Source organism: Streptomyces mirabilis (assembly GCF_039503195.1).
GTDB classification, from domain to species: domain Bacteria; phylum Actinomycetota; class Actinomycetes; order Streptomycetales; family Streptomycetaceae; genus Streptomyces; species Streptomyces mirabilis_D.
The window spans coordinates 989668-1012012 of sequence record NZ_JBCJKP010000001.1; the positions used below are offsets into that span (position 1 = coordinate 989668).

General features: G+C 72.4%; 15 protein-coding genes and 3 pseudogenes. 11 read left to right on the forward strand and 7 right to left on the reverse strand.

Going from position 1 to position 22345, the window contains the following annotated elements; genetic code table 11:
* Positions 1-107 precede the first annotated feature (107 nt).
* Positions 108-716, forward strand: coding sequence for a LacI family DNA-binding transcriptional regulator (locus AAFF41_RS05060; RefSeq protein ID WP_343323553.1), 609 nt, complete (start codon positions 108-110; stop codon positions 714-716).
* Here the strand turns inward: AAFF41_RS05060 and AAFF41_RS05065 are convergent.
* Positions 698-1554 (reverse strand): annotated as a pseudogene (locus AAFF41_RS05065) (LysR family transcriptional regulator). The gene AAFF41_RS05060 and the pseudogene AAFF41_RS05065 sit on opposite strands and share 19 nt — an antisense overlap.
* Positions 1555-1742: 188 nt before the next feature.
* Here AAFF41_RS05065 and AAFF41_RS05070 point away from each other — a divergent pair.
* A pseudogene (locus AAFF41_RS05070) lies at positions 1743-2649 on the forward strand (EamA family transporter).
* Between the two features lie 209 nt (positions 2650-2858).
* The gene (locus AAFF41_RS05075; RefSeq protein WP_319751634.1) at positions 2859-3326 is read left to right on the forward strand and encodes a hypothetical protein; all 468 of its coding nucleotides are present in this window, start codon (positions 2859-2861) and stop codon (positions 3324-3326) included.
* A gap of 30 nt (positions 3327-3356) precedes the next feature.
* On the opposite strand, the gene AAFF41_RS05080 is transcribed toward AAFF41_RS05075, so the two are convergent.
* Both AAFF41_RS05080 and AAFF41_RS05085 read right to left on the reverse strand, forming a co-directional pair.
* A complete protein-coding gene (locus AAFF41_RS05080; RefSeq protein WP_343323554.1) occupies positions 3357-3803 on the reverse strand; it encodes a hypothetical protein in 447 nt (148 codons plus the stop codon).
* A 61-nt stretch (positions 3804-3864) separates the two neighbouring features.
* Entirely contained in the window at positions 3865-5319 is a 1455-nt protein-coding gene (locus AAFF41_RS05085; RefSeq protein ID WP_319751632.1) for an MFS transporter, read from the reverse strand.
* A gap of 248 nt (positions 5320-5567) precedes the next feature.
* Here AAFF41_RS05085 and AAFF41_RS05090 point away from each other — a divergent pair, with 248 nt between their 5' ends.
* The 3 genes from AAFF41_RS05090 (at position 5568) to AAFF41_RS05100 (ending at position 7097) form a co-directional block, all read left to right on the forward strand.
* Positions 5568-6146, forward strand: a complete 579-nt coding sequence (locus AAFF41_RS05090; protein WP_054229457.1) for a TetR/AcrR family transcriptional regulator — start codon at positions 5568-5570, stop codon at positions 6144-6146.
* 106 nt (positions 6147-6252) lie between these two features.
* Positions 6253-6633 carry a DoxX family protein gene (locus tag AAFF41_RS05095; protein WP_097282726.1) on the forward strand — a complete coding sequence of 127 codons (381 nt, stop codon included), beginning with the start codon at positions 6253-6255 and terminating at the stop codon, positions 6631-6633.
* A complete protein-coding gene (locus tag AAFF41_RS05100) occupies positions 6630-7097 on the forward strand; it encodes a peroxiredoxin (protein ID WP_319751631.1) in 468 nt (155 codons plus the stop codon). Before AAFF41_RS05095 ends, AAFF41_RS05100 begins: the two co-directional genes overlap by 4 nt.
* On the opposite strand, the gene AAFF41_RS05105 is transcribed toward AAFF41_RS05100, so the two are convergent.
* The 3 genes from AAFF41_RS05105 to AAFF41_RS05115 all read right to left on the reverse strand — a co-directional run bounded on the left by AAFF41_RS05105 (position 7088) and on the right by AAFF41_RS05115 (position 8372).
* Positions 7088-7471 (reverse strand): cupin domain-containing protein, encoded by a 384-nt coding sequence (locus AAFF41_RS05105; RefSeq protein ID WP_343323555.1) that lies wholly within the window; start codon positions 7469-7471, stop codon positions 7088-7090. The two genes, AAFF41_RS05100 and AAFF41_RS05105, sit on opposite strands and share 10 nt — an antisense overlap.
* A 104-nt stretch (positions 7472-7575) precedes the next feature.
* Positions 7576-7959 (reverse strand): SH3 domain-containing protein, encoded by a 384-nt coding sequence (locus tag AAFF41_RS05110; protein WP_319751629.1) that lies wholly within the window; start codon positions 7957-7959, stop codon positions 7576-7578.
* A gap of 59 nt (positions 7960-8018) precedes the next feature.
* Positions 8019-8372, reverse strand: a complete 354-nt coding sequence (locus AAFF41_RS05115) for an SH3 domain-containing protein (protein WP_343323556.1) — start codon at positions 8370-8372, stop codon at positions 8019-8021.
* Between the two features lie 278 nt (positions 8373-8650).
* Here AAFF41_RS05115 and AAFF41_RS05120 point away from each other — a divergent pair, with 278 nt between their 5' ends.
* Positions 8651-14215 (forward strand): hypothetical protein, encoded by a 5565-nt coding sequence (locus AAFF41_RS05120; RefSeq protein ID WP_343323557.1) that lies wholly within the window; start codon positions 8651-8653, stop codon positions 14213-14215.
* Positions 14216-14227: 12 nt separating this feature from the next.
* On the opposite strand, the pseudogene AAFF41_RS05125 reads toward AAFF41_RS05120, so the two are convergent.
* A pseudogene (locus tag AAFF41_RS05125) lies at positions 14228-17061 on the reverse strand (AAA family ATPase).
* A gap of 189 nt (positions 17062-17250) precedes the next feature.
* On the opposite strand from AAFF41_RS05125, the gene AAFF41_RS05130 reads away from it, so the two are divergent.
* From AAFF41_RS05130 to AAFF41_RS05145, 4 genes are all read left to right on the forward strand, one after another.
* Positions 17251-17913: a helix-turn-helix transcriptional regulator gene (locus tag AAFF41_RS05130; protein ID WP_343323558.1), complete on the forward strand. Its 663-nt coding sequence runs from the start codon at positions 17251-17253 to the stop codon at positions 17911-17913.
* A gap of 133 nt (positions 17914-18046) precedes the next feature.
* Positions 18047-18766: a Pvc16 family protein gene (locus AAFF41_RS05135; RefSeq protein ID WP_060898972.1), complete on the forward strand. Its 720-nt coding sequence runs from the start codon at positions 18047-18049 to the stop codon at positions 18764-18766.
* Entirely contained in the window at positions 18763-20859 is a 2097-nt protein-coding gene (locus AAFF41_RS05140) for an ATP-binding protein (RefSeq protein WP_425526106.1), read from the forward strand. The genes AAFF41_RS05135 and AAFF41_RS05140 overlap by 4 nt, the downstream gene beginning before the upstream one ends.
* Before the next feature lie 272 nt (positions 20860-21131).
* Positions 21132-22331 carry an RNA-guided endonuclease InsQ/TnpB family protein gene (locus tag AAFF41_RS05145; protein ID WP_343323559.1) on the forward strand — a complete coding sequence of 400 codons (1200 nt, stop codon included), beginning with the start codon at positions 21132-21134 and terminating at the stop codon, positions 22329-22331.
* The last annotated feature ends 14 nt before the right edge of the window (positions 22332-22345 follow it).

The window sequence follows — 22345 nt, forward strand, 5'->3', positions numbered from 1 at the left end:
GACCGTTCGGCGTGCGGCCGTACGACCTGCACCGGCGGGTCGTCCACGGTCCCGGGAGCGCCGCGACACAACCGATCGGGGGCGTGATGATGGTCGGTGCACGGCGCGTGACGCTGGGCGACGTCGCCACGGCGAGCGGCGTCTCGCGGGCGACCGTGAGCTTCGTCCTCAACGACGATCCGCACCAGACCATCTCTCCGACCACGAGCGAACGCGTACGCCAGGCCGCAGGCGACCTCGGGTACGTACCGCACGGGATCGCGCGGGCGCTGCGCGAGGGCTCCTCCCGCATCGTCGTGCTCAACGTCGGCTGGGGACTGGAGGGCAACTACGCGCGCAGCTACATCCGGGGCCTCGACGACGAACTCGCCGCGCACGACCATGTGCTGCTCGTCCGGCACGGCCATGGCGCGCCGCACTCGACGCAGCAGGTCCTCGACACGATCGCTCCCCGGGCCGAGCTGCGGATCGCCGCGCATCTCACCGGCCACGAGCCCGGGGCGGCGGGCGACTGGCGGGCGGGGTTCGCCGCCAACGCCGCCCTGCAGATGCGACATCTCGCCGCCGGCCACACCCACCTCGCGATGGCGTTGCCCGACCAGGACTCCCCGCTGCTGGAAGTGCGGCCGCATCGTCCGCGCGCGATTCGGCCTGACACCGGCGGGCGGCCGGCGCACCCGATGCGCCCCGACGTCGACTACGCGGCTCGGCGATAGAGCTCCGTCAGGAGTTCGATGGCGGCGGGGGCGGCGGAGTGCGGGGCGTCCCGCCACCAGGCGAGCCGCACCGCGATCGGCTCGGCGTCGCGCACCGGCCGGTAGACGACGCCGGAGCGCGGGTACTGGTGCGCGGTGGACTCGGCCGTCATGCCCACACAGCGCCCCATGGAGATCTCGGTGAGCCACTCGTCGACATCGTGGGTCTCCCTGGTCACCGGGCGGGAGTCGGGCGGGAACAGCTCGGTCGTGGTGGTGCCGGTCCTGCGGTCGATCAGCAGGACGCGCCCGCCGAGGTCGGCGAGTCGCACCGAGCGGCGTCCGGCCAGCGGATCGTCGGCTGCCAGGGCGCACAGCCGCCGTTCCAGCCCCACGATCGCGGCGTCGAACCGCCGGTCGTCCAGGGGTCTGCGCACCACTGCCGCGTCGCAGGCTCCCTCGGCGAGGCCGGCGGTGGCGGAGTTGACACGCACGAGCCGCAGCTCCGTCTCGGGGTGCGCCCGCGCCCAGTCGCGCTGAAAGGCCAGGGTGTGACGGCCGAGTGCGGACCAGGCGTACCCGATCCGCAGCGAGGCGCGACCCGACGTGGCCTCCTGGACCAGGTCGGCCACCTCGCCGAGTACCCGCCGAGCATGCGCCAGCACCCGCAGTCCCGTCGCCGTCGGGGCGACCTCGCGGGAGGTGCGCCGCAGCAGCCGCACCCCGAGGACGCGCTCGAGCGAGGCAGTGTGCGGGACACGGCGGCCTGGGAGACCCCGAGCGCGATGGCGGCGTCGGTGAAGGTGCCCTCGTCGACGATCGCGACGAGACAGCGCAACTGCCGCAGCTCCACATTCATGACGGAGGCGTGCTTCGCGTAGGCGTCCCTGACAGCTGCGTCCTCGTCCGAAGCGCCCTTGCCGGAGGCGTCCTCGAAGGAAGCGCCCTTGCCGGAGGCGTCCTCGGCTGAAGGATCCATGCCCCAAGCGTATAAATGGATCGGCTGATGCACGTTGCGCAAGAGCCCCGACCTCCCAGCATCGAGACATGCACGCAGCCTCCGCACGCCCGGCGGCACCCGCGCGTCGCACTCCCTCGGCACCCACGGCCCCGAAGCCGGACGGCACGCGCCTGGCCGGCGTGGTCACCATGGTCGGCAGTGGCCTGTCCAACCAGACCGGTGCCGCGATCGGCTCCCTGGCCTTCCCCGTCCTCGGCCCCGTCGGTGTGGTCGCGGTCCGTCAGTACGTCGCCGCGGTCGTCCTGCTGGCAGTGAGCCGCCCCCGGCTGCGGGCGTTCACCTGGGCGCAGTGGTGGCCGGGTCGTGCTGCTGGCGCTGGTGTTCGGGACCATGAACCTGTCCCTCTATACGGCGATCGACCGCATCGGCCCGGGGCCGGCGGTGACCCTCGAATTCCTGGGCCCGCTCAGCATCGCGCTGGCCGCCTCCCGCCGCCGCGTGGACGCGTGCTGTGCGGTGATCGCCGCGGTGGGTGTCGTCACGCTGATGCGTCCGCGCCCCTCCGCCGACTTCCTCGGAATGGGCTTCGGGCTGCCGGCCGCCGGCTGCTGGGCGTCGTACATCCTGCTCAACCGCACCGTCGGCCGTCGCATCCCCGGGGCGGCGGGGTCCGCTGCCACCGTCGGGCTCTCCGCCCTCCTGTTCCCGCCGGTCGGCGTCGCCGTCACGGTCCGGCATCCTCCGACGCCGACGGCGGTCGGCTGCGCCGTGGCCGCCGGCGTGCTGTCCTCCGCGGTGCCCTGCCTCGCGGACCTGTTCACCCTGCGCCGCGTCCCGGCCCCGGCGTTCGGTCTCTTCATGAGCGTCAATCCCGTCCTGGCCGGTCTGGTCGGGTGGGTCGTCCTCGGTCAGAGCCTGGACCGGGCGGAGTGGACGGGCATCGGCGCCGTCGTCGCGGCCAACGCGCTCGGCATTCTGGCTGCACGAAGTTGACGGACACTTCACGGACCTGACGGAAATCCGGGCAACGGACGTCCCCAGAAGAACGTTTCGGCGAAAACGCCAGACCGCGCCACCCCTTCCGTCACATAGAGATATCTACCAGCATGAACGCGCCGGGTCGGCGCCCAGGTGCGGGTTCCGCATCCGAGTGCGCCGCTCCACACCTGGTCAGACGGCCTGCGAATGTCCTGGAGTTGGTCATGCCGGATGTGATGTGGATGCAAGGTGTCGAGTGGCTCGCGGCTGCCGCCTCGGACCCCCGGGCCTGCAAGCGCGAGTGGGATCAGGGGGCGGGGACCGTGCTCATGGAGGCCGGGCGGTTCTGGGACGTACTCAGCGTTCCCGAGCAACTCGGGCTGCTCGCCCTGGACATCCTGTGGAACGACCCGCTGCGCGCCCCCGGCCCCACCCTGGTGGACACCGCATCCCGGAGAGTGGGCTTCCTCCTGCCGCCGGACCCAGCCAGCCGCTGGGTCGGCTCCGGGCTCCGTCACGCGGGCAAGGGCTCGTGGGTCGCCGTTCCACCGCCGTACCGCGCCGCGCGGTTCCTGGAATGGCTGATCCCGCCCGACGGGACCGGAGACCTGCATGCCGCGGTCCCCTTGGAACTGGCGTTGCAGCGGGCCAACGGGACGCTCGCCGTCCTCGCACCCCCGCCCGGAGGGTGACCAATACTCCGCGGCGGCGCGCGGAGAGGTTCACCAGCCCAGCAGGCCACGGGGTACGGGGACGGCGGGTACGGTCCGGGCTTCGGCGGGTACCGGTCCGTCGGTCTTCTCGTCCCGCCTCTCCGCGCAGGAGTCGACCGGCCACGCCGCGCTGTCGAAGGGGCTGGAGGCGGCGAAGGAGGCCCACAGCACCGCGACCACCTCGCGGTGCTCCGGAACCACCCGCCCCTTGACCCGCCACTCCCCGACCAGTTGGTCGTAGATCGGCAGGTGACCCAGGCGCCCGTCCGTCAGCTCGGCGTAGGGCCGACCCGCGAGGCCCTGCTCCGGACGGCGCCGCTGGGCCGTGTGAGTGCTGTCCATGCCGGAGCAACGGCGGTGCGCGCGCTGGTGGTACGCGCCCGTGGTACCGCTCACCGAGTCGGGTGAACGCGCCGCCCGTTCGGAGCCATGGCCCTGTCCGACAAGCATCTTCACCCATCAATTTCACGCATCGACGCGGTCGCGCCGAGCATGGTCACGCCGAGCGTGGACCAGGTCAGCTCCGCGTGCCCGGAGCGACGGCCGCCTCCGGTTCCGTACGCGCGGAGTGGGCGTCCGCGCCGGCCGAGGCGGAGAGCCGGCCGGCACGCTGGACCGGCACGAGAAGGGCGGCCAGCGCCGCGGCCAGGCAGAGCAGGGCGAGCAGGGTGAACCCGTGGGTGTATCCCGAGCCGTAGGGAAGGCCCGAGGACTGGAGCCGGCCGGTCACCAGAACGCTGGTCACGGCCGCGCCGATGGACCCTCCGATGGTGCGGATGTTGGCGTTCATCCCGGTCGCGGCGCCGGTCTGCTCGGGCGGCACGCTGCCGACGATCAGGTTGGCCATCGAGGCGAAGGCGAGTCCGATGCCCAGGCCGAAGATGCCCGCGGCGAAGGCCACGTGCCACTGCTGGTCGTGCCACAGGGCGAGGAAGCCACAGGCGACCGCACCGAGCGCGGCACCGGTCGTGAGCAGCTTCTTGGCGCCGAGGACGGGCTCCAGCCGACCACTGAGCACACCCGAGCAGAACATGGCGAGCAGCATCGGCAGCATGAGCAGTCCGGCCGCGGTGACACTGGCGCCGAAACCGTATCCGGCGGAGCTCGGGGTCTGCACGAAGCCGGGGAGGAAGGACCAGATCGCGTACATGCCCGCACCGAACAGGAGCGCGGCCGTATTGGTGGTCCACACCGCGGGCAGCCGCATGACGCGCAGGTCGATCAGCGGGGTGCGGGAGCGCGCCTCGGCCAGCAGCCACAGCGCGAAGAGCAGGACGGCGGCGGCGAACAGCCCGATCACCCGGGCCGATCCCCAGCCCCACTGGCCCGCCTGGCTGAGCGGGAGCAGCAGCGCGACCAGCCAGCCCGACAGCAGGACGGCACCGAGCCAGCTGACGCGTCCCTCGGCCCGGCTCGGGGATTCGGGGACGTAGCGCAGGGCGATCAGCGTGGTGACCGCGACGACGCCGACGGGCAGCCAGAACAGCCAGCGGTAGTCGAGCGCGGACACGAGGGGACCGGCCGCCACCAGTCCGACGCCGCCGCCCGCGGCGATCACGGCGGACAGGTTGCTGATGCTGGGGCCGACCTCGGCCGCGGTGAACTCGTCCCGGATGATGCCGAAGGAGAGCGGGAACAGCGCACCGCCTGTGCCCTGGACGACCCGGGCGACGATCAGTACGCCGATGTTCGGCGCGAGCGCGGCGAGCAGACAGCCGAGTGTCACGGTCACGAGGACGGCGACGAGGGTGCGCTTCTTGCCGATCAGGTCGCCGACCCGGCCGAGGACGGGGGTGAAGACCGAGGCGGACAGCAGGTAGGCCGTCATCACCCAGGTCACGGTGGACTGCGAGGTGTTCAGGGCGTGCTGGACGGTCGGCAGGGCCGGTGCGATCAGCGACTGGAGCATGGAGAACACGCCCGCACCGGTCGCGAGGACCGCGAAGGTGAGGCGGGTGGACTTCGTGGGCATGAAAAGCCTCTCCGAACGGAGCGGATCGGAACAGGGAACGAAACAGAGCAAGCGGAACGGCCACTCAAGGAGCGGTGGCGGGCTGCGTACGGCCCGATCGAGGTCACAGGGGGTACGAGCGCGTCGACGGTGCGTGCGGACGCACGGCACCACGGGGAACGCACCCCCGACTGCTAAAGTGGAGGTATGCCTCCACTGTAACGGAGGCCTACCTCCGCTTCAACTTCTTCTCGGCCGGGAGGCACCAAGTGACGGCTCAGCCGTTCCCCATCAGCGGGATCGTGGCGTCCCGGCGCCCGCACCGCAAAGACGCCGCGCGCAACTACGACGCCCTGCTGACCGCCGCACGCGAGGCCTTCGCGGAGCACGGCGCGGAGGCGTCCCTGGAGGACATCGCCCGGCGCGCGGGCGTGGGCATCGGCACCCTGTACCGGAACTTCCCCACCCGCCGCCACCTCTTCGAGAGCGTGTACGCGGACGAGGTGGACGCCCTGTGCCAGGTGGCCCTGGGAGTCGCCGAGCGGGAGCCCTGGGAGGCGCTGACCTCGTGGCTGCGGCGGTTCGTGGACTACACCGTGACCAAACGGGCCATCCGTGAGGCGCTCGACAACGAGTCGGAGATCTTCCTGACCTGCCGGGACTCGATGTACCAGGCGGGCGGCCCGCTGTTCGAGCGGGCACAGAAGGCCGGCGAGGCGCGCGCGGACATGGACTTCGACGACCTGCTGCGCATGGTCGCCGGGATCACCTCGACGAACTTCCTCGACGACACCCAGCGCGACCGGGTCCTCACGGTCGCGCTGGACGGCGTCCGCGCCGCGCGCTGACATCGGCCCGGGACGGGAGGGGACCCCTGCCCCTTCGTGCGCCCCGTCGCCCCCACCGCACTTACCCTCCAGTAATATCTCGCGGCAGTCCCCTGGAGGAGGAGCCGTGCCACGGTCGGAACGCTCAGCCCTGTTGCTCGCCGGCCTGCTGGCCACCGCTGGTGTCGGTCACTTCGTGTCGCCACGGCAGTTCGACGCGACCATTCCGCGGGCGCTGCCGGGGGCACCCCGGACCTGGACGTACGCGAGCGGTGTCGCCGAACTGGCGCTGGCCGCCGGGGTGGCGGTGCCCCGTACCCGGCGGGTGGCCGCGCTGGCCACCGCGGCCTTCTTCGTCGGGGTGTTCCCCGCCAACGTCCAGATGGCCGTGGACTGGCGTCGGCGTCCCGCTCCGCAGAAGGCCGCGGCGATCGCGCGACTCCCCTTGCAGGTGCCCCTTGTACTGTGGGCACGCAGCGTTGCCAATGGTGGGAAGGGTCAGTCATGACGCGTGGTGTGGACGTGGGCGACAAGGTCGAGGACTTCGCCCTGCCCGACGAGACCGGCACGGAGCGCAAGCTGACCGATTTGCTCGGCGAGGGACCGGTCGTGCTGTTCTTCTATCCCGCCGCCCTCTCCCCCGGCTGCACCACCGAGGCGTGCCACTTCCGTGATCTGGCCGCCGAGTTCACCGCCGCCGGCGGCCGGCCGGTCGGCATCAGTGGGGACGCGGTCGACAAGCAGCGGGAGTTCGCCGGGCGTCACACGCTCGGGTACCCGCTGCTGTCCGATGTCGACGGCACGGTCCGCGAGCGGTTCGGAGTGAAGCGCGGCTTCTCCCTGGCACCCACGAAGCGGGTCACCTTCGTCATCGCGCAGGACCGCACCGTCCTGGAGGTGGTGCGCAGCGAACTGCGGATGAGCGCCCACGCGGACCGGGCCCTCGCCGCGCTGCGGGCCCATCAGGGCTGACCTTCGACTCCCCCGCGGCGGCCGGATCGTCGTGCCCCGCCCGGCGCGCCCGCGTCACTCGCCCTTGGCCGGCGGCCCGACGACATGAAGGTCGTAGGCGCCCACCAGGCCGGCAGCGGCGTCAAGGCCGAGGGACGGGGCAGTTCACCGGCAAAGGCCACCGAGGTGCCGTTGCGGGTGAACCATTCCGCGACCCCGGTCGGCACCGAGGTCACGAGCAGACGGGATTCCGGGCTGCGCACGACATGGCGGCGCGGGACGCCGCGCGGACCGAAAGCGACGTCGCCCGGGCCCAGGTCGTAGCGCTGCTCTCCGACGAAGAAGGTGATCTCACCTTCGAGTACGGCCCAGATCTCATCGTCATGGGCGTCCACGTGCATGCTGATCCCTCGCTTCGTGAGGCGGTCGGGCGAGGCCTCGTCCATTGTGCGAAGCGGTGGCTCGAGGAAGCTTCAGTCATCTGACTGGTCCGAGCGGGTCAGCACTGCGCCGAGGCCGGAAGATCGGCCCGCTCGTCGCCGCGCAGGTACAGGGCGCTGACCCAGCCGTTGCCGATGCCGGGGCCGCCGGAGAGATAGACCCAGATGTGGCTGGTGGAACCGTGGTCGACGACCGTCTCGCCGGAGAGCCAGCAGAAGGCGGAGTAGCTGTACCCGGCGCGCAGCCTGCCGATCACGGGGTGGCCGTTGCCCGGGCCGGAACGGACGGGCGCGTCGACGATGGGCACGACGGTGTACGTCTCGAAGGCGGCCTGCCGCGTGTGGCCGGTCGGCGCCGCGGCCGAGGCGGTTCCCGCGCTCAGCAGGCCGCACGCGAGCACGGCTCCGGCGAGAACGGCGGCGGCCTTGCGTCGGATGCTCATGGGTGAACTCCTTGGCACGGAGGGACGATCGAGGTGGATTCCGGTGAGTTCCGCTGCCATCAGCACTGGGCGGAGGCCGGCAGATTCGCGTACGAGTCGCCCTTGAAATAGACGGCGCTGCTGAATCCGTCGGCGAATCCGATCCAGATGTCGTTCGTGTAGCCGTGGTCCGTGATGGTCTGCCCGTGGGTCCAGCAGTACGCGGTGTAGGACTGACCGGCGGTCAGGGTGGCCAGGTAGGCGCTGTCCCGCGTCGGCAGCTGGCGGACCTTGACGTTCTCGTAGGGCACGACGGTGTACGACTGCTCGGCGGGTGAGGCGGGCGAGGCAGGCGCGGCGGCGGCCAGGCCGGCCGGGACGAGGAAGGCGAGCGTCGCGGCGCACGTGGTGACGACGGCCGGAATACGGCGCATGAGGAATTCCCCCTGTGTGGTGTTTCGCTTTCGACCACCGCCACAGTGGGCGCCGAGGAAGCACGGCGGCAACGCCATTCAACGGTGTTCGAAGTGAGCGCACGGCTGCGGAAGATGGAGCGCGGGTGTACTGCCGTTGTCCCTTCGGTGGTCGGCGGGCGTCCATATGTCCGAGCCCATGATCTTGCTCCCTGTGGGGCCTACGCAGTGGTTACGCTCCCCAGCGGACGGATCCGATGGGGGCGGGACGGCGGTCCTCATGACGGGAATGGCTCACTGTGCGAAGGCAGCGACAGGCATCGGGCGGGAACGGCAGAACCGGGGACCACGGCCGGGGAGCCGTCGGCCCGGACACGGCCTCGGCCGCCAGGAACGGCGCGGAGGTCTCGGCGCCGCACCCGGCGTTCCCGGCGACCGCCGGCCCGGGGATGACTCCCCAGGCACTGCTGGCCCTGCAGCGGGACGCGGGCAACGCGGCGACCGCGCGCGCCCTGCGTGGACGGCTCCCGGCCGCCGAGGGCGTGGCGGGCGCCACGCGTGCGCCGAGGCCCGCCCCTTCCGTGCTGCCCACCCTTGAGGAACTGCCCGAGAGCAGTGCCGCCACCCGGCTGCCCGCGGTCCTTCCCGCGATCGACGAGGCGGCGGAGGAGTCCGAGGAAGGCGTGGGGAACGCCCGGCCCCGCGCCGCCACCGCGACACGCCCCCGGCGGGAGGGCACCCGTCGGCCGGTCCCCCGTCCGACCGGCAGCGGGCCCGGCTCCTCCCATCCGCCGCTCGGACTGCCGCCGTACCTGCGGGAGTTACGGGCGGCGGGGCTCTCCACGGCGTACGGGCTCACCGGGCACGAGGTGGTGTCCACCACCCTGGGGACGGTCCTCGGACGGTCCGACGGGACGGTGGCCGAGATACGCGAGGAGCTGGCCGGGCGGCCGGAGACGTTCTACGGCCAGGGCCGCTCCTTCGCCGTCGAGGGCCCGGAGGGCAAGGGCTGGTACGACGTCACCGTCACCATCTCCCGGGACGGCACCGACCTGCCCGAGACCTTCGTCTCCCCGGAGGCCGTGAAGGCTCAGGCCGCTGCCGTGGAACAGGCCAAGGCCATGGCCGCGTTGCTGGCCGTGTCGGAGGCCGCCATGGGCAAGGGGAAGGGGAAGCCGCGAGCCGACGATCGCGACGGCGGCACCGGCACCGGCACCGGCACCGGCACCGAGGTCGTCCCCCGGCAGGCCGCCCAGGACGCGCGGACGGCCGAGGGCGCCACCATCAAGGTGGACACCCAGCACAACACCTCGGGCGTGGTGAGCCACTCCTCGGGCGGTTCGTCCAGCAAGGGTGTCAACTTCATGGCGTTCGGGCTGGCGCCGGTCGTCCCGGGCGTCTGGCTCGGCGGGGCTGTCATGGCCAACGCACAGCCGTTCCAGTCCTCCACCGACTCCCGTGTGCAGAAGGCCATGTCCGAACCCCGGGTGCTGCGCAGCGACAAGGGGTCCGTCGAGATGCGGCGCCGGGTGCGCTACGGCGTACGGGTCCAGCCCCAGGACGAGGGGCGGGGCGGCCGGGCGCAGACGTTCAGCGGCTCCGGGTCCCTCATGATGCGGGTACCCACCGAACACCTGGTGCCGGTCACCGCCGAGGCACCCGCGCGACCGCGCCCCCTCAGCACGGGGACCGCCCGGAGCGTGCGGCTCGCGGACTCGCTGGCCCCGGTCGCCCTGGACGACGCCGCGGCCCCCCATCCGGGCGGCGGCGGCCTGTTCGACACGGTCCGCTCCGTGCTGCACCCCTCCCTGACCTCCCGCGGTGCGCCCGGGCGTGCCCGGCTCCACGACGCCACCGCCGCCACGACCGTCCTGGAGGACCTGCCCCGGCTGCTGAGCGGCTGGGTGATCGGGGAGGATCTCGTCTCCAAGGACGGCAGTGCCACGGGCACCTACCGGATGCGCGCCGACCTCACCGCCCTGTCGCCCACCTGGACGACCGGCAAGACCCAACTGCGTACGCACCAGCAGGCACAGCACTCGGTGTCCCACACGGCGGCCAAGGGCCGAGGAGGGACCTTCGGCGCGGGCCCGGCGGCGGGGTTCGGCGTGCTCGGCAACGCCGCCGCGGTGCGCGCGACGGTCATGCCCACGGCCGGCGCGCGCAAAGCGCGGTTCACGGTGGCCGAGCAGACGGTGTCGAGTCGTCAGGGCGCCGAGGTCAGGGGCGACAAGGTGCTCTACCTCGGCACGGTGCGATTCAGCGTCGAGGGCACCGGACCGCTCTCCCCCGCCATGAAGGTGCGCTCCGGGGCCCGCACGGCCCGGCACTCGATGGATGTGTGGGTCAGTCTGCGCGCCGACGAGGCCCGGTCGCTGGGCCTCGAACTGCCCGAAGGCGTCACGGCGGGCTCCGTGATCAGGGAGCCGGGAACGGACGCGGACGGGAAGAAGCTCGACCGGCGGCACGGTGAAGAGGCACGGGACGGGGCCGGGTCGTCGGCCGGTCAGGACACCGAGCGCCACCTGCCGTTCGGAGCCATGGGGTCGAGCGTGGCGATCAGCCAGCTGGACGCCGCTCCGCTGCTCTCCGGCATCGAGCGGCTCTTCGCCGCCGATCCGCGACTCGCGGGCTATCTGCCCGCGTTCGGCGCGGGGGCGGGGACCGAGGTGAGCCGCGAGGAGGGCGAGGTGCAGCGGCGCAACTACCGCGAGCTGATCACCGTACTCTCGGAGACCAACCTGCGGGTCAACAAGGACCAGTTGCTCTCCTCCGGGATCCGGGTCCGGATGCGGCGCAAGAGCCGATGGCACGCGCACGACGTGCAGATCAAGGTCGTCGGCGCCCTGCGCGAGACGGGCTACCTGGGCGAGACGAAGGACTGGTTGGTGCGCAGCCACAGCGGCGTCACCAGCAACTCGCAGAGCGGGCGGTCCAGTTCACGGTCGATCGGCGGACTGGCACTCGGCCAGTTCCGGCTGATCCCCGGTGCCCTGTCCGCCACGGTGCGCGGCGAACGGACCCGGCAGAGCACCCGGCGCAACCAGGCGGGACCGGCGACACGCTCCGACGTGCTCACCAACGGCGGTGAGAACACCAGCGCGTTCGGCGGCGCCCTGCGCCTGGACGTGGACGTCACCATGACGACACGGGAGCGGACCGCCAAACGTGCCCTCACCCCGGGCATGCCGGGGCGGGACACACCCGACGCCGCGCACATCGCCTCGACCGCGGACACCGAGGCTCTCGATCTGGCCGAGCAGGACGTACGGCTGCTCACCCCGACCGCGTTCACCCTGGACACGGCCGGGAAGGACCGGCTGACGGCCAGGACCCGCAGGCGCACCGCCGGACTGGCGCCGCCGCAGCGGCAGTTCAACGCGTCGGGCATCGGCGATCTGTCGACCATGGCACCGCGCTCGATCGCGGGCCGGGCGGTCCGGGACTGGACGCTGGTGGAGACCGTCGGAGGCGGCGGACCCATCCGGGACCTCGCCTTCGAGCTCCTGTCGCGGGCCGCGAGCCGCAACCGGGAACTGCGGGAGGACCACGCGCTGCAGACGGAGGGCCTCGCGCCACGACTGGCGATCGAGGAACGCTTCAGTCCGCAGGCCATCACCTCGGCGCTGCGCCAGGCGGTGTCCTCCGGGTGGGTGGTGAAGAACCTGCAGTACCCCCGCAGGCTCCACGCGCTCAACGGCGCGATCGGTACCCGGTTCGCCCTCACCAACCCGGAGGTGGTGGCGGAGGGCACCGGGGCGGGTACCGAGACGTTCCTGCTCGGCGGCCACCAGATGACCGGGCAGGAGGGCAGCGGTACCTCCACGACCGTGCAGGGCGGCGCCCTCGGATCGGAGAACGGCCCCGGCTGGCGGCTGGGCGAGGGCGTGTCGGCCGGGCGGAGCCTGGGCCGGAGCACGGCGACGGCGACGACGCTGAGCGGCACCGTCGAACGCAACGCCCACACCCCGCGCACCCGGCCCCTCTACCTGGTCCACTGCGATCTGGTGGTCCGGATGGTCAGCGAGGTCAAGGTCACGGGAGGCGGCCCGTACGTCGCGAAGGGCGAGCGGACGCTGCCCGCCGCGGCCGCCGTCTGGCTCACCCAGGAACAGTTGGCGGCGGCCGGCCTGCGCGTTCCCGGGGCCGCCGGGCAGACGTCCTCGTCGGGGGAGTCCGCACGCCTGGGCACGGAGTCCAAGGGCCCGGAATCCAAGGGCGAAGAGTCCAAGGGCAAGGGGAAGGCCACCCAGGAGCAGACCGAGGCGTCCCGCAGCGGGGAGTCGTCGAGCACGACCGCCCCGGCGGCGCCCGCCCTCGCCCAGGAGCTGCCGCTCGGCTTCGGCATGATCGAGGAACTGCCCGACTTCGTTCCCCTGCTCGAGCGGCTGCGCGCCGACGTCGGGCGGCGTGACCGGTCTCTCGCCGACGAACTCCTGCCGAAGCGGCAACTGGCCGATCCGCACGACAACATGCAGCGGCTGCTGCGCGTCCTGGACCGGGACGGGTCGGCCGGACTGCTCTCCGGGGCCATGGACGGCGGGGTGCCCGTCGAACTCTTCCGCGGGCGCAACACACCGTACTGGGCCGTGTTCCGCGTACGCCGCACCCGGCAGGGCACGTCCGAGGGCGAGGCGAAGGACGGCCGCGACATGGAGTACATCACGTCGGCCGCCACGCAGCGGGCGGACACCCGCGAGACGAGCGACACGCGGACCGTCGAGGGGGTCGTGGCTGGTGCGGGCAAGCCGGAGGGCGGCGGCGGTCCGCTCAAGAGCGTCGGCGGCTCCGGCGGGCTCGGCGTCGGCGTCAGCGATGTCACGAAGTCGGCCGCCGTGGGGCGCGGTCAGCTCGGCATGAAGACCGTCGCCGAGGCCTCCGCCCGTTCCGTCAGAATGCGGGTGCCGATCGAGGCGACCCTCGAACTGCACTCGTCCCGTGGGCGGGTGGGCCTCGCCACCCTCGGCGGCCAGTCCCTGGTCCACCGCATTCTGGTCAAGGACCTCGAGGCACTGTCCCGGCTGCGGCCGGTGCCGCGCGCGGAAGCGGGACAGGCGTTCCTGCGGCAGGACGACGCCGAAGCGAGCCGACTGGGGCCCTGGCACGGCCGCGGGGTGAGTCTGCCGATGGAGGCGCAGGTCAACGGGTTCCGCGGCGCTCCCGAGATCCGCCGGGTGATCGACGACGCGGTGCGGGCGGCGCACGGCGGGGAGCGCTACCGCAAGACGGGCGACGCTGCGGCGTACGCGCAGCGCGAGGCGGTGTCCACCGAGTGGCTGATCTCCGCCCTGCCTCTGCTCACCGCGGCGGGGGTCGACCTTCCCGTCGTGCACGCCTCCGGCGCGCAGGGGCAGGATCTGCGGACCTCACTGCACGCCCGGCTGCGCGCCGGACGTGTGCTGGGCGTCGGCGACAAGATGACCTTCGAGACGGTGGCGCAGAGCGCCCTGGACGCGCCCCGGCCCACGGGGACGGACCACCAGCAGGCGGTGGAGCACAACAAGTCGGTGCGGGGACTGGGCGGCGCCGGTGTGCTCAACGCGGACGAGTTCCGGATGAACCAGCTCCTCGGCAACGTCGACCAGGTCGGCGGCGCCACCGACAGCTCGGCCCACGGGTCCGGCTCGATGCCTCTGCACAAGCCCAAGTTCGAGGCGACGCTGGTGCAGTTCACCCTGGACGTGCGGGTGGTGGCCCGGGTGAGCAACCGGAGCCGCCCCGGCGCCCCCTCCGTCGCCGTGCGGGACTTCACCGTCCCCACTCCGGTCGTCGTGCGGATCCCGGCGCCCGTGGCCCGCCGTATGCTCCAGGATCCTTCCCACCACACCAGACTCCACGACCCGGACGGCCGCCTCACGTCCTGATGCGGGGGCGTGTCAGCCGCCCGGCTCCTCCACGGGCTCCGCCGGATCCGCCGGCCGCTCGCCGATGACCGCGGTGAGCTCCGTCCTGCGGCGGATGCCCAGCTTGCGGTAGGAGCTGGTCAGATGGGTCTCGACGGTGCGCCGGGCCAGGTGCAGGAGTTCGGCTATCTCGGCGTTCGTCCGCCCGTCGGCCGCGAGGGCGGCGATCCGGCGTTCACTGCCGGTCAGCGCCTCCCATCCGGTGAGCGCGGTCGCCGAGCCGCGGGAGCGGCCTTCGGGGAGAACCTCCTCGGCCAGCGCCCGCATCCTTACCGCGCCCAGCCGTTCGGCGTGCTCGGCCGCCTCGCGCAGCGCGTCGCGAGCCCGGCTCCGGTCCCCCGCCGCGACGAGCTGACGCCCCTGTCCGATCAGGGCGGGGATCAGCTCGGTCTGCGCGGAGGCGTCCCGCAGGATGCGGACGGCACGGTCGGCGAGTTCCAGACCGCGACGGCCCCCGGTCGCGGTGGCGAGCCCGCGCAGCGCCCGCCCCACCAGCCGGGGGTGTCCCACACCTGGGCGAGCCGCAGTTCCTCACGGGCCAGCGTGAGGGCCTCCTGCGGACGGCCCAGCGCGCTGCGGCACTCGGCCGCCGCGGTCCGCCAGGGGGTGACCACGGGGCTCACCACGTCCCGTGCCGTCTGCCGGCGGCCGCATTCCAGGAAGTCGTCCAGCGCGCCGGCGTGATCCCCCTGCGCGGACCGCAACACGCCCCGCGCGTAGAGGAATCGGTTGAGTTCCCAGGAGTCGTGCGCGTCGCCCAGGGCGAAGCTGTCCGCGAGGCGGGCCGCCTCTTCGGTGCGGCCCGTCTCGACCAGGGCGATCACGGCGTGTCCGTGCGCGTTGGCCGGGTCGGGCCGGTGCCGGGTGGCTTCGGGGACCTGCCAGGCCGCCGGTTCGGCGAGCAGATCGGCGTACTGTCCGCGCGTCGCGGCGATGTCCGCCCGTACGTTGAGCAGCGCCAGGTGCATGGGGTGCAACAGGGACGGGCTCTGCCGGTCCAGTCCCCGGCGTACCAGCCCCTCGGCCTCGGCCAGTTCGTCGGCCCACTGCGCGACGGCGGCGGCCGTACCCAGCAGGAAGGGTTCGGCGAGCGCGTCGATCGGTTCGTCCAGCAGGGCGTGGATCCGCTTCATCGCCGTGGCTGCGGGGATCAGTCCGGCCGTCGCGTCGTAGCGGACCAGAAGGGCCCGACCTGCCGTTCCGACCAGGTCCGGCGCCCGCTCGGCGGCACCGTGCAGCCAGCGGTACGCCTCCTGGCGGATGCCCTGGTCGTGGTCCGACAGCAGCGCCGAGGCGGTCCCCAGCAGCCGTGTCAGGTCCGGATGGCCGGTCAGTTGCTCGTCCAGGTCGCGCAGGACGTCCATCGCGGCGCGCGCCTTGCCGCGCCGGGCCAGTACGGTGCCCAGGGCCACGGCCGCCCGTACCCGGTCCTGCGGCATGCCCGGCAGCCGGGTCGCCTCGGTCAGCCGGGGTATCCCGGCCGAGGAGCGGGCGGCGGCGAACTCCAGGGAACCCAGCTCGGTGAGGACCATGGTCCGGCGGGCGGGCGTCAGCGGTTCGTCCAGCGCACGACGCAGATACGACACGGCGTCGTCGGGCCTGTCGTCCCGCACCGCCACGGACGCGGCGTCCTGCAGCGCCACGGTGGCCCAGGCCGCGCCCACGGCCGGGGTCCGCAGCAGTTGTCCGGCCACCGCTTCGGCGCGGTCGCCACGGCCCAGCATCACTTCGGCCGCCGTACGGTGGGCCGCCTGCCGCCGGACGGTGGGCCAGCCGCTGAGCACCGCGTCCCGCAGCAGCGGGTGGGCGAAGCGCGGCCGCCCGTCGGGACCGGGCCGCAGCAGGCCGAGGCGGGTCATGGCGGTCAGCCAGCCGGGTACCCGCGCGGGGTCCGCGCCGGCCGTCTCGGCGAGCAGTTCGGTGAACTCCTCCGCGTGGCCCTCCTCCCACACGTCCGCGTCCAGCACCGCGAGGGCGCGGGCCACCCTCGCCGTCGCCTCTCCGGCGCTGTCCAGCCACCAGGAGACGGCGGCCGGATAGGCACCCGGGTAGAGCGCGGCACAGGTGTCCGGCACGGGCCTCGGGGGCGCGCCGTCCGGTTCCTGTGCGCGGAGGTCGTCGAGCAGGGCGCGCAGCAGCAGGGGGCTGCTCGCGCCGGCCCGGACGCAGTCGTCCACCCAGGCGGGCGTGGCGGCGTCGATGTCCGAACGGACCAGCTGCGCCGCCGCGTTCGCGCTCAGCGGGGCGAGGGTGTGGGTGCGCACCAGGGTGGGCGAGAGCGCGTGCGCCAGGCCGGCGGACGGCGGGTCGATGTCGTACTGGCTGCGCTCGGTCGCCACCAGGAGGACGGGCAGTGCGTCGATCCGCCGGGCGGCGTCGACGAGCCAACGGCGCGAGGGTTCGTCGGCGCAGTGGACGTCGTCCACGGCCAGCAGCAGCGGGGCGTCGGCGGCGTGGGAGCGCAGCCGCCTCCACAGGTGTTCGGCGTACGACCAGTGGTGCGGATTGTCGTCGAAAACGTCCGGAAACAGCTTGGTTCCGGCATCGAGTTCGCCGCCCGATGACAGAAGTTGGAGGACCGCCGCGAACTCCCCGGCCTCGCCGTCGGGCGAGCAGCGGGTCCGCAGCACCCGCATGCCACGGGCCGCCGCCCGCTCGGTGACGGCCTCCAGGAGGGCGGTGCGCCCCGTGCCGGTGGCCCCTTTGAGCAGCACCAGACGGCCGGACCCGGCGCGGGCGCGGTCCGCCTCGGCGGCCACCAGCTCGAGTGCCTCCCGTCGTTCACGCAGCGCCTCGGTCTCGCCCATCGATGTCTCCTGTCGGGGACGTTTCATGATCCATCTCGTGGTACGTCTCGTGGTCCTCCACGATTGCGCGAGGCACGCCGAGCACAGAAGTCTGGGACAAGCCCTTCGGCCACTGGCGACACAGGGGCGACCAGCACGTGGATTTGGGAGAAGCGGTTGCGCAGTTCATTACGGACCACTGACGCAGGCGTGTCACAGCGGCCCGCCGACACCGGTGCGGTGGATTCCGGAAATGGCATACCGGTGGTGGTCCAGGCACCCGACCCGATCTCCCGGGCCGGGGTGCGCAGCCAGTTGGCGCAGCACCCCGTGATCAACCTCCTCGACAGCGCGGAGGCCGGGCCCGGCACCGTGGCCGTCCTGGTCAACGAGGGACCTGACGAGACCACGCTGTCCCGGCTGCGCCGACTCGTACGCAGCGACGGGGCGCGTGCCGTGCTGGTGGTGAACGCGATCCGCGAGGCCGAGCTGCTCGACGTCATCGAGTGCGGTGTCGGCGCCATCGTCTGGCGCCACGAGGCCAGTGCGCACCGGTTGGTACAGGCCGTGCTCGCGGCCGCGCGGGGCGACGGGGATCTGCCGGCGGATCTGCTGGGACGCCTCATCACTCAGGTGGGATCGCTCCAGCGCACCGCTTCCGGCCAGACCGGTGTTCCACTCTCCGGCCTGCTGCCACGCGAGATCGATGTGCTGAGGCTCGTCGCCGAGGGGCTGGACACCGGGGAGATAGCGAGCAAGCTCTCCTACTCCGAACGTACCGTCAAGAACGTGATGCACGGGCTGACCACCCGGCTCCATCTGCGCAATCGCGCCCACGCCGTGGCCTATGCGCTCAGGGAAGGCTACATCTGAGGCGGGCGATCGTTCGCACGGGGCCTGTCGAGCGGGGTACCGAGCGGATCACAGCAGACGGGTACACAGCGGGTACTCAGCCGGCCCACGGCTGGTACGCGGCGGGACGTGACGGCACGGCGGGAGCACGACGGTGATTCACGAGGTGGACGAGGTCCTCAAAGGGCTGCTCAGGAGCGGTGCGCTGGCCGGTTCCGGTATCGAGGTCGCCTTCGACGCGCCGAGCCGCGAGTGGGCCGCCCGCCGCAACGCGCCCGCCATCAACGCCTACCTGTACGACATCCGCGAGGACGTACGGCGCCGTGAGCGCGGCGCCATGGCCGTGCGGGACGAACGCGGCATCGTGCTGCGCCGCCGCCAGCCGCCCCGCTGGTTCCGGCTTTCGTATCTCGTGACGGCCTGGACCAAGCAGCCGCAGGACGAACACCGACTGCTGTCCGCGGTGCTGGCGACACTGCTCCCCCACGAGATCCTGCCCCCGCACGCACTGCCCGACGCGCTGGCCGCACTGGGGCTGTCCGTGCCGCTCTCGGTGGCGAATCTGCACACCGAGTCCCGGTCCCTCGCGGAGATCTGGTCCGCGCTCGGCGGCGAGCTGAAGCCGTCGCTGGATCTGGTGGTGACCGCGCCGTTCCCGTCGTTCCCGGAGTACGACGCCGGGCCGCCGGTCACGGAGGGCGCCGGCGTGCGCGTACGCGGGATGGACGGAACCCTGGAGGGCTCGCCCGAACGGCGGCACCGGGCACGGCACTTGGCGTCCACGACCGCGGCCGACACGGCGGCGGGCACGGAACTCCCGGCCGGGGACCACCCGGTCGCGGAGGATCGAAACGGAGAGAAGCGAGCGAAGTGACCCCGCACGTCCCGGCGTCGGCCGCCACCGACACCTCGTCGTCCACGGACGACACGTCACCCGCCACCGCCTTCGAGGGATCGGCCGACGCGCTCCTGGTCCGGGTGTCCCGACTCCGCGAGCATGTGGCGCTGCTGGTCGAACACCGCAGCGCGACCGATCCCACCGCCGCCGATCCGCTGCGCGGCCTGTATCTGTCCGAGGACGCGGTACGGCATCTGCTGGAGCCGGCCGGTCAGGACCCCGCCCCCGAGAGCTGGGACTCCGAGCGGGGTGACCGGCTGGATCTGCTGGCGGGGCGGCTCGGGCTGACCGAGCTGGACGTCCGGATCCTGCTCATCGCGCTGGCCCCGGACCTCGACCGCACCTTCGAGCCGCTGTACGGCTACCTCAACGACGACGTCAGCCGCCGCCGGGCCACCACCGGGCTCGCGCTCGACCTGTGCGGACTTCCGGCACACCGTGCCGAGGCACGGGCCCGGTTCCATCCCTCGGCTCCGCTGGCCGCGCTGGGCCTGGCAGTGGTCGAGGAGCCCGAACGCCCCTTTCTGAGCCGGTCGTTGCGCGTACCCGACCGGCTGATCGCGCACCTACTGGGCGACGACACCCTGGACGCCGCACTGACCGGTCATGTCCACCGGCTCCGGGCGCCGGTGCGGGGCGAGCAGTACGACGAGGTCTTCCTGCGCAGGCTCGCCGGGCGGCTGGCGGCCGCCCCGCTCACCGTCTATCTGCGCGAACACCGGGCGGGAGACGGTCTCGCCTGTGCCGCGGGCGCGCTGCGCGACGCTTCGGGGCAGGAGGCGCTCCACTTCGCTCCGGACAGGACCGCCGGGCAGGAGCCGATCGCCGAGCTGCTCCGCGAGGCCCGGCTGCGTGACTGCGCGATCGTCGTGTCGCCGCTGCCGGAGGATCCCGCCCCGTTGATGCGGGCGCTGGCGGTGGACGACGTGTCCGTGCTGTTCACCGATCCGCGTCCGTACGATCCGCACTGGTGCGACCATCGCGATCCGCTCGTCCTGGACGCGCCCCGGCTGCGCTCCGGAGCGGTGGACGCGTGGGCGGTGGCGCTCGGCACCGGGGGCGACACCGCGACTTCCGCTCATGTCGCCGCCGTACCGGAACTCGCCCCCGGCTTCGACCTCGCCCCGGTGGTCGCGCCGTACCGGCTCGGTGGCGACCGGATCCTGCGCGCCGCACGTGCCGCGCAGCGCCTCGCCGTGTTCGAAGGGACCGCGCTGACCCCCGCTCATCTGCGGCTGGCCGCCAGGCAGCAGTCCGCCTCCGGGCTGGAGCGGCACGCGCGCCGGATCCGTCCGGACGTCGGCTGGGAGGATCTCGTCCTGCCCGACAAACCACTGGTGCAACTGCACGAGCTGGCGTTGCGCGCCCGCCACCGTGACCAGGTGCTCGGTGACTGGCGGCTGAGCGCGGGCGGCGGGCGTGGCCGGGGCGTCCTCGGCCTCTTCGCGGGTGATTCCGGCACCGGCAAGACCCTGTCCGCGGAGGTCGTGGCCGCCGAACTCGGCCTCGACCTCTACGTCGTGCAGCTCTCCTCGATCGTCGACAAGTACGTCGGCGAGACGGAGAAGAACCTGGAGCGCATCTTCACGGAGGCGGACCGCACCGACGCCGTGCTCCTCTTCGACGAGGCGGACTCCGTGTTCGGCAAGCGGTCCGAGGTCAAGGACTCGCACGACAGGTACGCCAACATGGAGAGCTCCTATCTGCTCCAGCGGCTGGAGTCCTTCGACGGCATCGCGCTGCTCACGACCAATCTGCGCGCCAACATCGACGAGGCGTTCACCCGCCGTCTCGACCTCGTGATCGACTTCCCGTTCCCGGACGCCGACCAGCGGCTGGCCCTGTGGCAGCACGCCCTGACCCATGTACCGTGCGCCGAGGACACCGATCCGCGGGCCGTCGCCCGTGACTTCGAGCTGGCCGGTGGTTCGATCCGCAGCGCCGTGGTCACGGCCGCCTACGGCGCCGCCGGCCGCGGTGCGCAGGTCGACACGGCCGACCTCCTGGAGGGCGCGCGCCGCGAGTACCGCAAGGCGGGCCGGCTGGTGCCGGGCGAGGGCACCTGGTAGCTCCTCGCCCGGCTGCTCGCGTAAACGCCCCGGCCATCACGCCGGGAAGGAATCCGGCTTCCCGCGTAGCGGGGGTGGGGTAGTCGAATCGCCGCCGGGCGATTCGGCGTCCACTGCGGGAGTGCCGAGGACGCCCTCCGGGAGGTAGGTGAGATCGGCGTTGCGTGACCGCCGCTCGCGCTTGGCGTGGACAGCCCAGCGGACATGAAGTGCAGTGGGGATCCTCGCAGTTGTGCGTAGCCCGTCGTCCATGGTCGCTACGCTGGCACACCATGACGGCACCATTGGAAGTCGGGGAGGCCGGGCACGCCCGGTACACCTACCGGCTTCGGGTGTCATCCACCGCGCTCACGGCGTTGCTGGGCGAGTGGGACCGGTGCCGGTGGATCTGGAACGAATGCTGCGCCCGGTCCAAGAAGGCCCACCGGGACGAGGAGAAGTGCGGTCCGGCGCGGCTGGACAAGATGCTGACCGAGGCCCGCACCCACAATGCGTGGCTGCGTGAGGGCAGCAGTGTTCCGCAACAGCAGATCATCCGGGACTTCGGCAAATCCCGCGCCAAGGCATTGAAGGACATCAAGACCCGGCTGCCGATGCGGCAGCGGGCGGGGATGCCGAAGTACAAGAAGAAGTCCGTGGCCGACCCGAGCCTGAACTACAACCGCAACGGTTTCCGGCTCAAGGACGGGCGCCTGCACCTCGCGGGCGGCATCGGCGTGACGGTGGTGTGGTCGCGAGACCTTCCTGCCGACCCGTCGTCCGTGCGTGTCCACCGCGACAGCCTCGGCCACTGGTACGCCTCGTTCGTGGCAACCGAAGTCCAGCCGCTGCCGGAGACCGGCAACGTGCTGGGTATCGACTGGGGGGTGAAGCAGACCGCGACCACCACCAGCGACACCCACGACCTTCCTCACACCGAGCACGGGCGGAAGGCCGCCGCGAAACTCACCGGGTATCGGCGGATGATGGCCCGGCGTGAGCCCAAGGCCGGGCAGGCCGCCTCCAAGGGCTACCGGACAGCGAAGAAGCTGACGGCGAAGCTGTACAAGAAGGTCGCCCGGCAGCGCCAGGACACCGGCCGAAAATGGGCCAAGCAGGTCGTCCGCGATCATGACACCATCGCCGTCGAGGACTTCCGCCCGAAGTTTCTCGCCAAGTCCACCATGGCCCGCAAGGCGGCCGACGCGGCGATCTCCGCCACCAAGGCGGAGCTGATCAACATGGCGCGTAAGCACGATCGGGACCTCCGGCTCGTGCGCCCCGCGCACACCACCATGGACTGCGCGCACTGCGGAGCGAGAGCCAAGCACGCACTGCCACTGTCGGAACGCACCTACACCTGCACCGCGTGCGGAATCTCATCCCCCAGGGACAAGAACTCCGCCCGCGTGATGCTCGTCCGGGCTGGTCTCAACCCGGCTAGTGCTGATCGTAAAAGACCTGACACCCCGCCGGGGCGGCAGGCAGCGTGAGCTAGGAATCCCCC

Excerpts from the sequence above, each read along its gene's own strand:
- AAFF41_RS05145 (WP_343323559.1), top strand. The coding sequence starts at position 21,132 with ATGACGGCACCATTGGAAGTCGGGGAGGCCGGGCACGCCCGGTACACC.
- AAFF41_RS05085 (WP_319751632.1), bottom strand. The coding sequence starts at position 5,319 with ATGCCCACGAAGTCCACCCGCCTCACCTTCGCGGTCCTCGCGACCGGT.
- AAFF41_RS05115 (WP_343323556.1), bottom strand. The coding sequence starts at position 8,372 with ATGCGCCGTATTCCGGCCGTCGTCACCACGTGCGCCGCGACGCTCGCC.
- AAFF41_RS05100 (WP_319751631.1), top strand. The coding sequence starts at position 6,630 with ATGACGCGTGGTGTGGACGTGGGCGACAAGGTCGAGGACTTCGCCCTG.
- AAFF41_RS05075 (WP_319751634.1), top strand. The coding sequence starts at position 2,859 with ATGCCGGATGTGATGTGGATGCAAGGTGTCGAGTGGCTCGCGGCTGCC.
- AAFF41_RS05110 (WP_319751629.1), bottom strand. The coding sequence starts at position 7,959 with ATGAGCATCCGACGCAAGGCCGCCGCCGTTCTCGCCGGAGCCGTGCTC.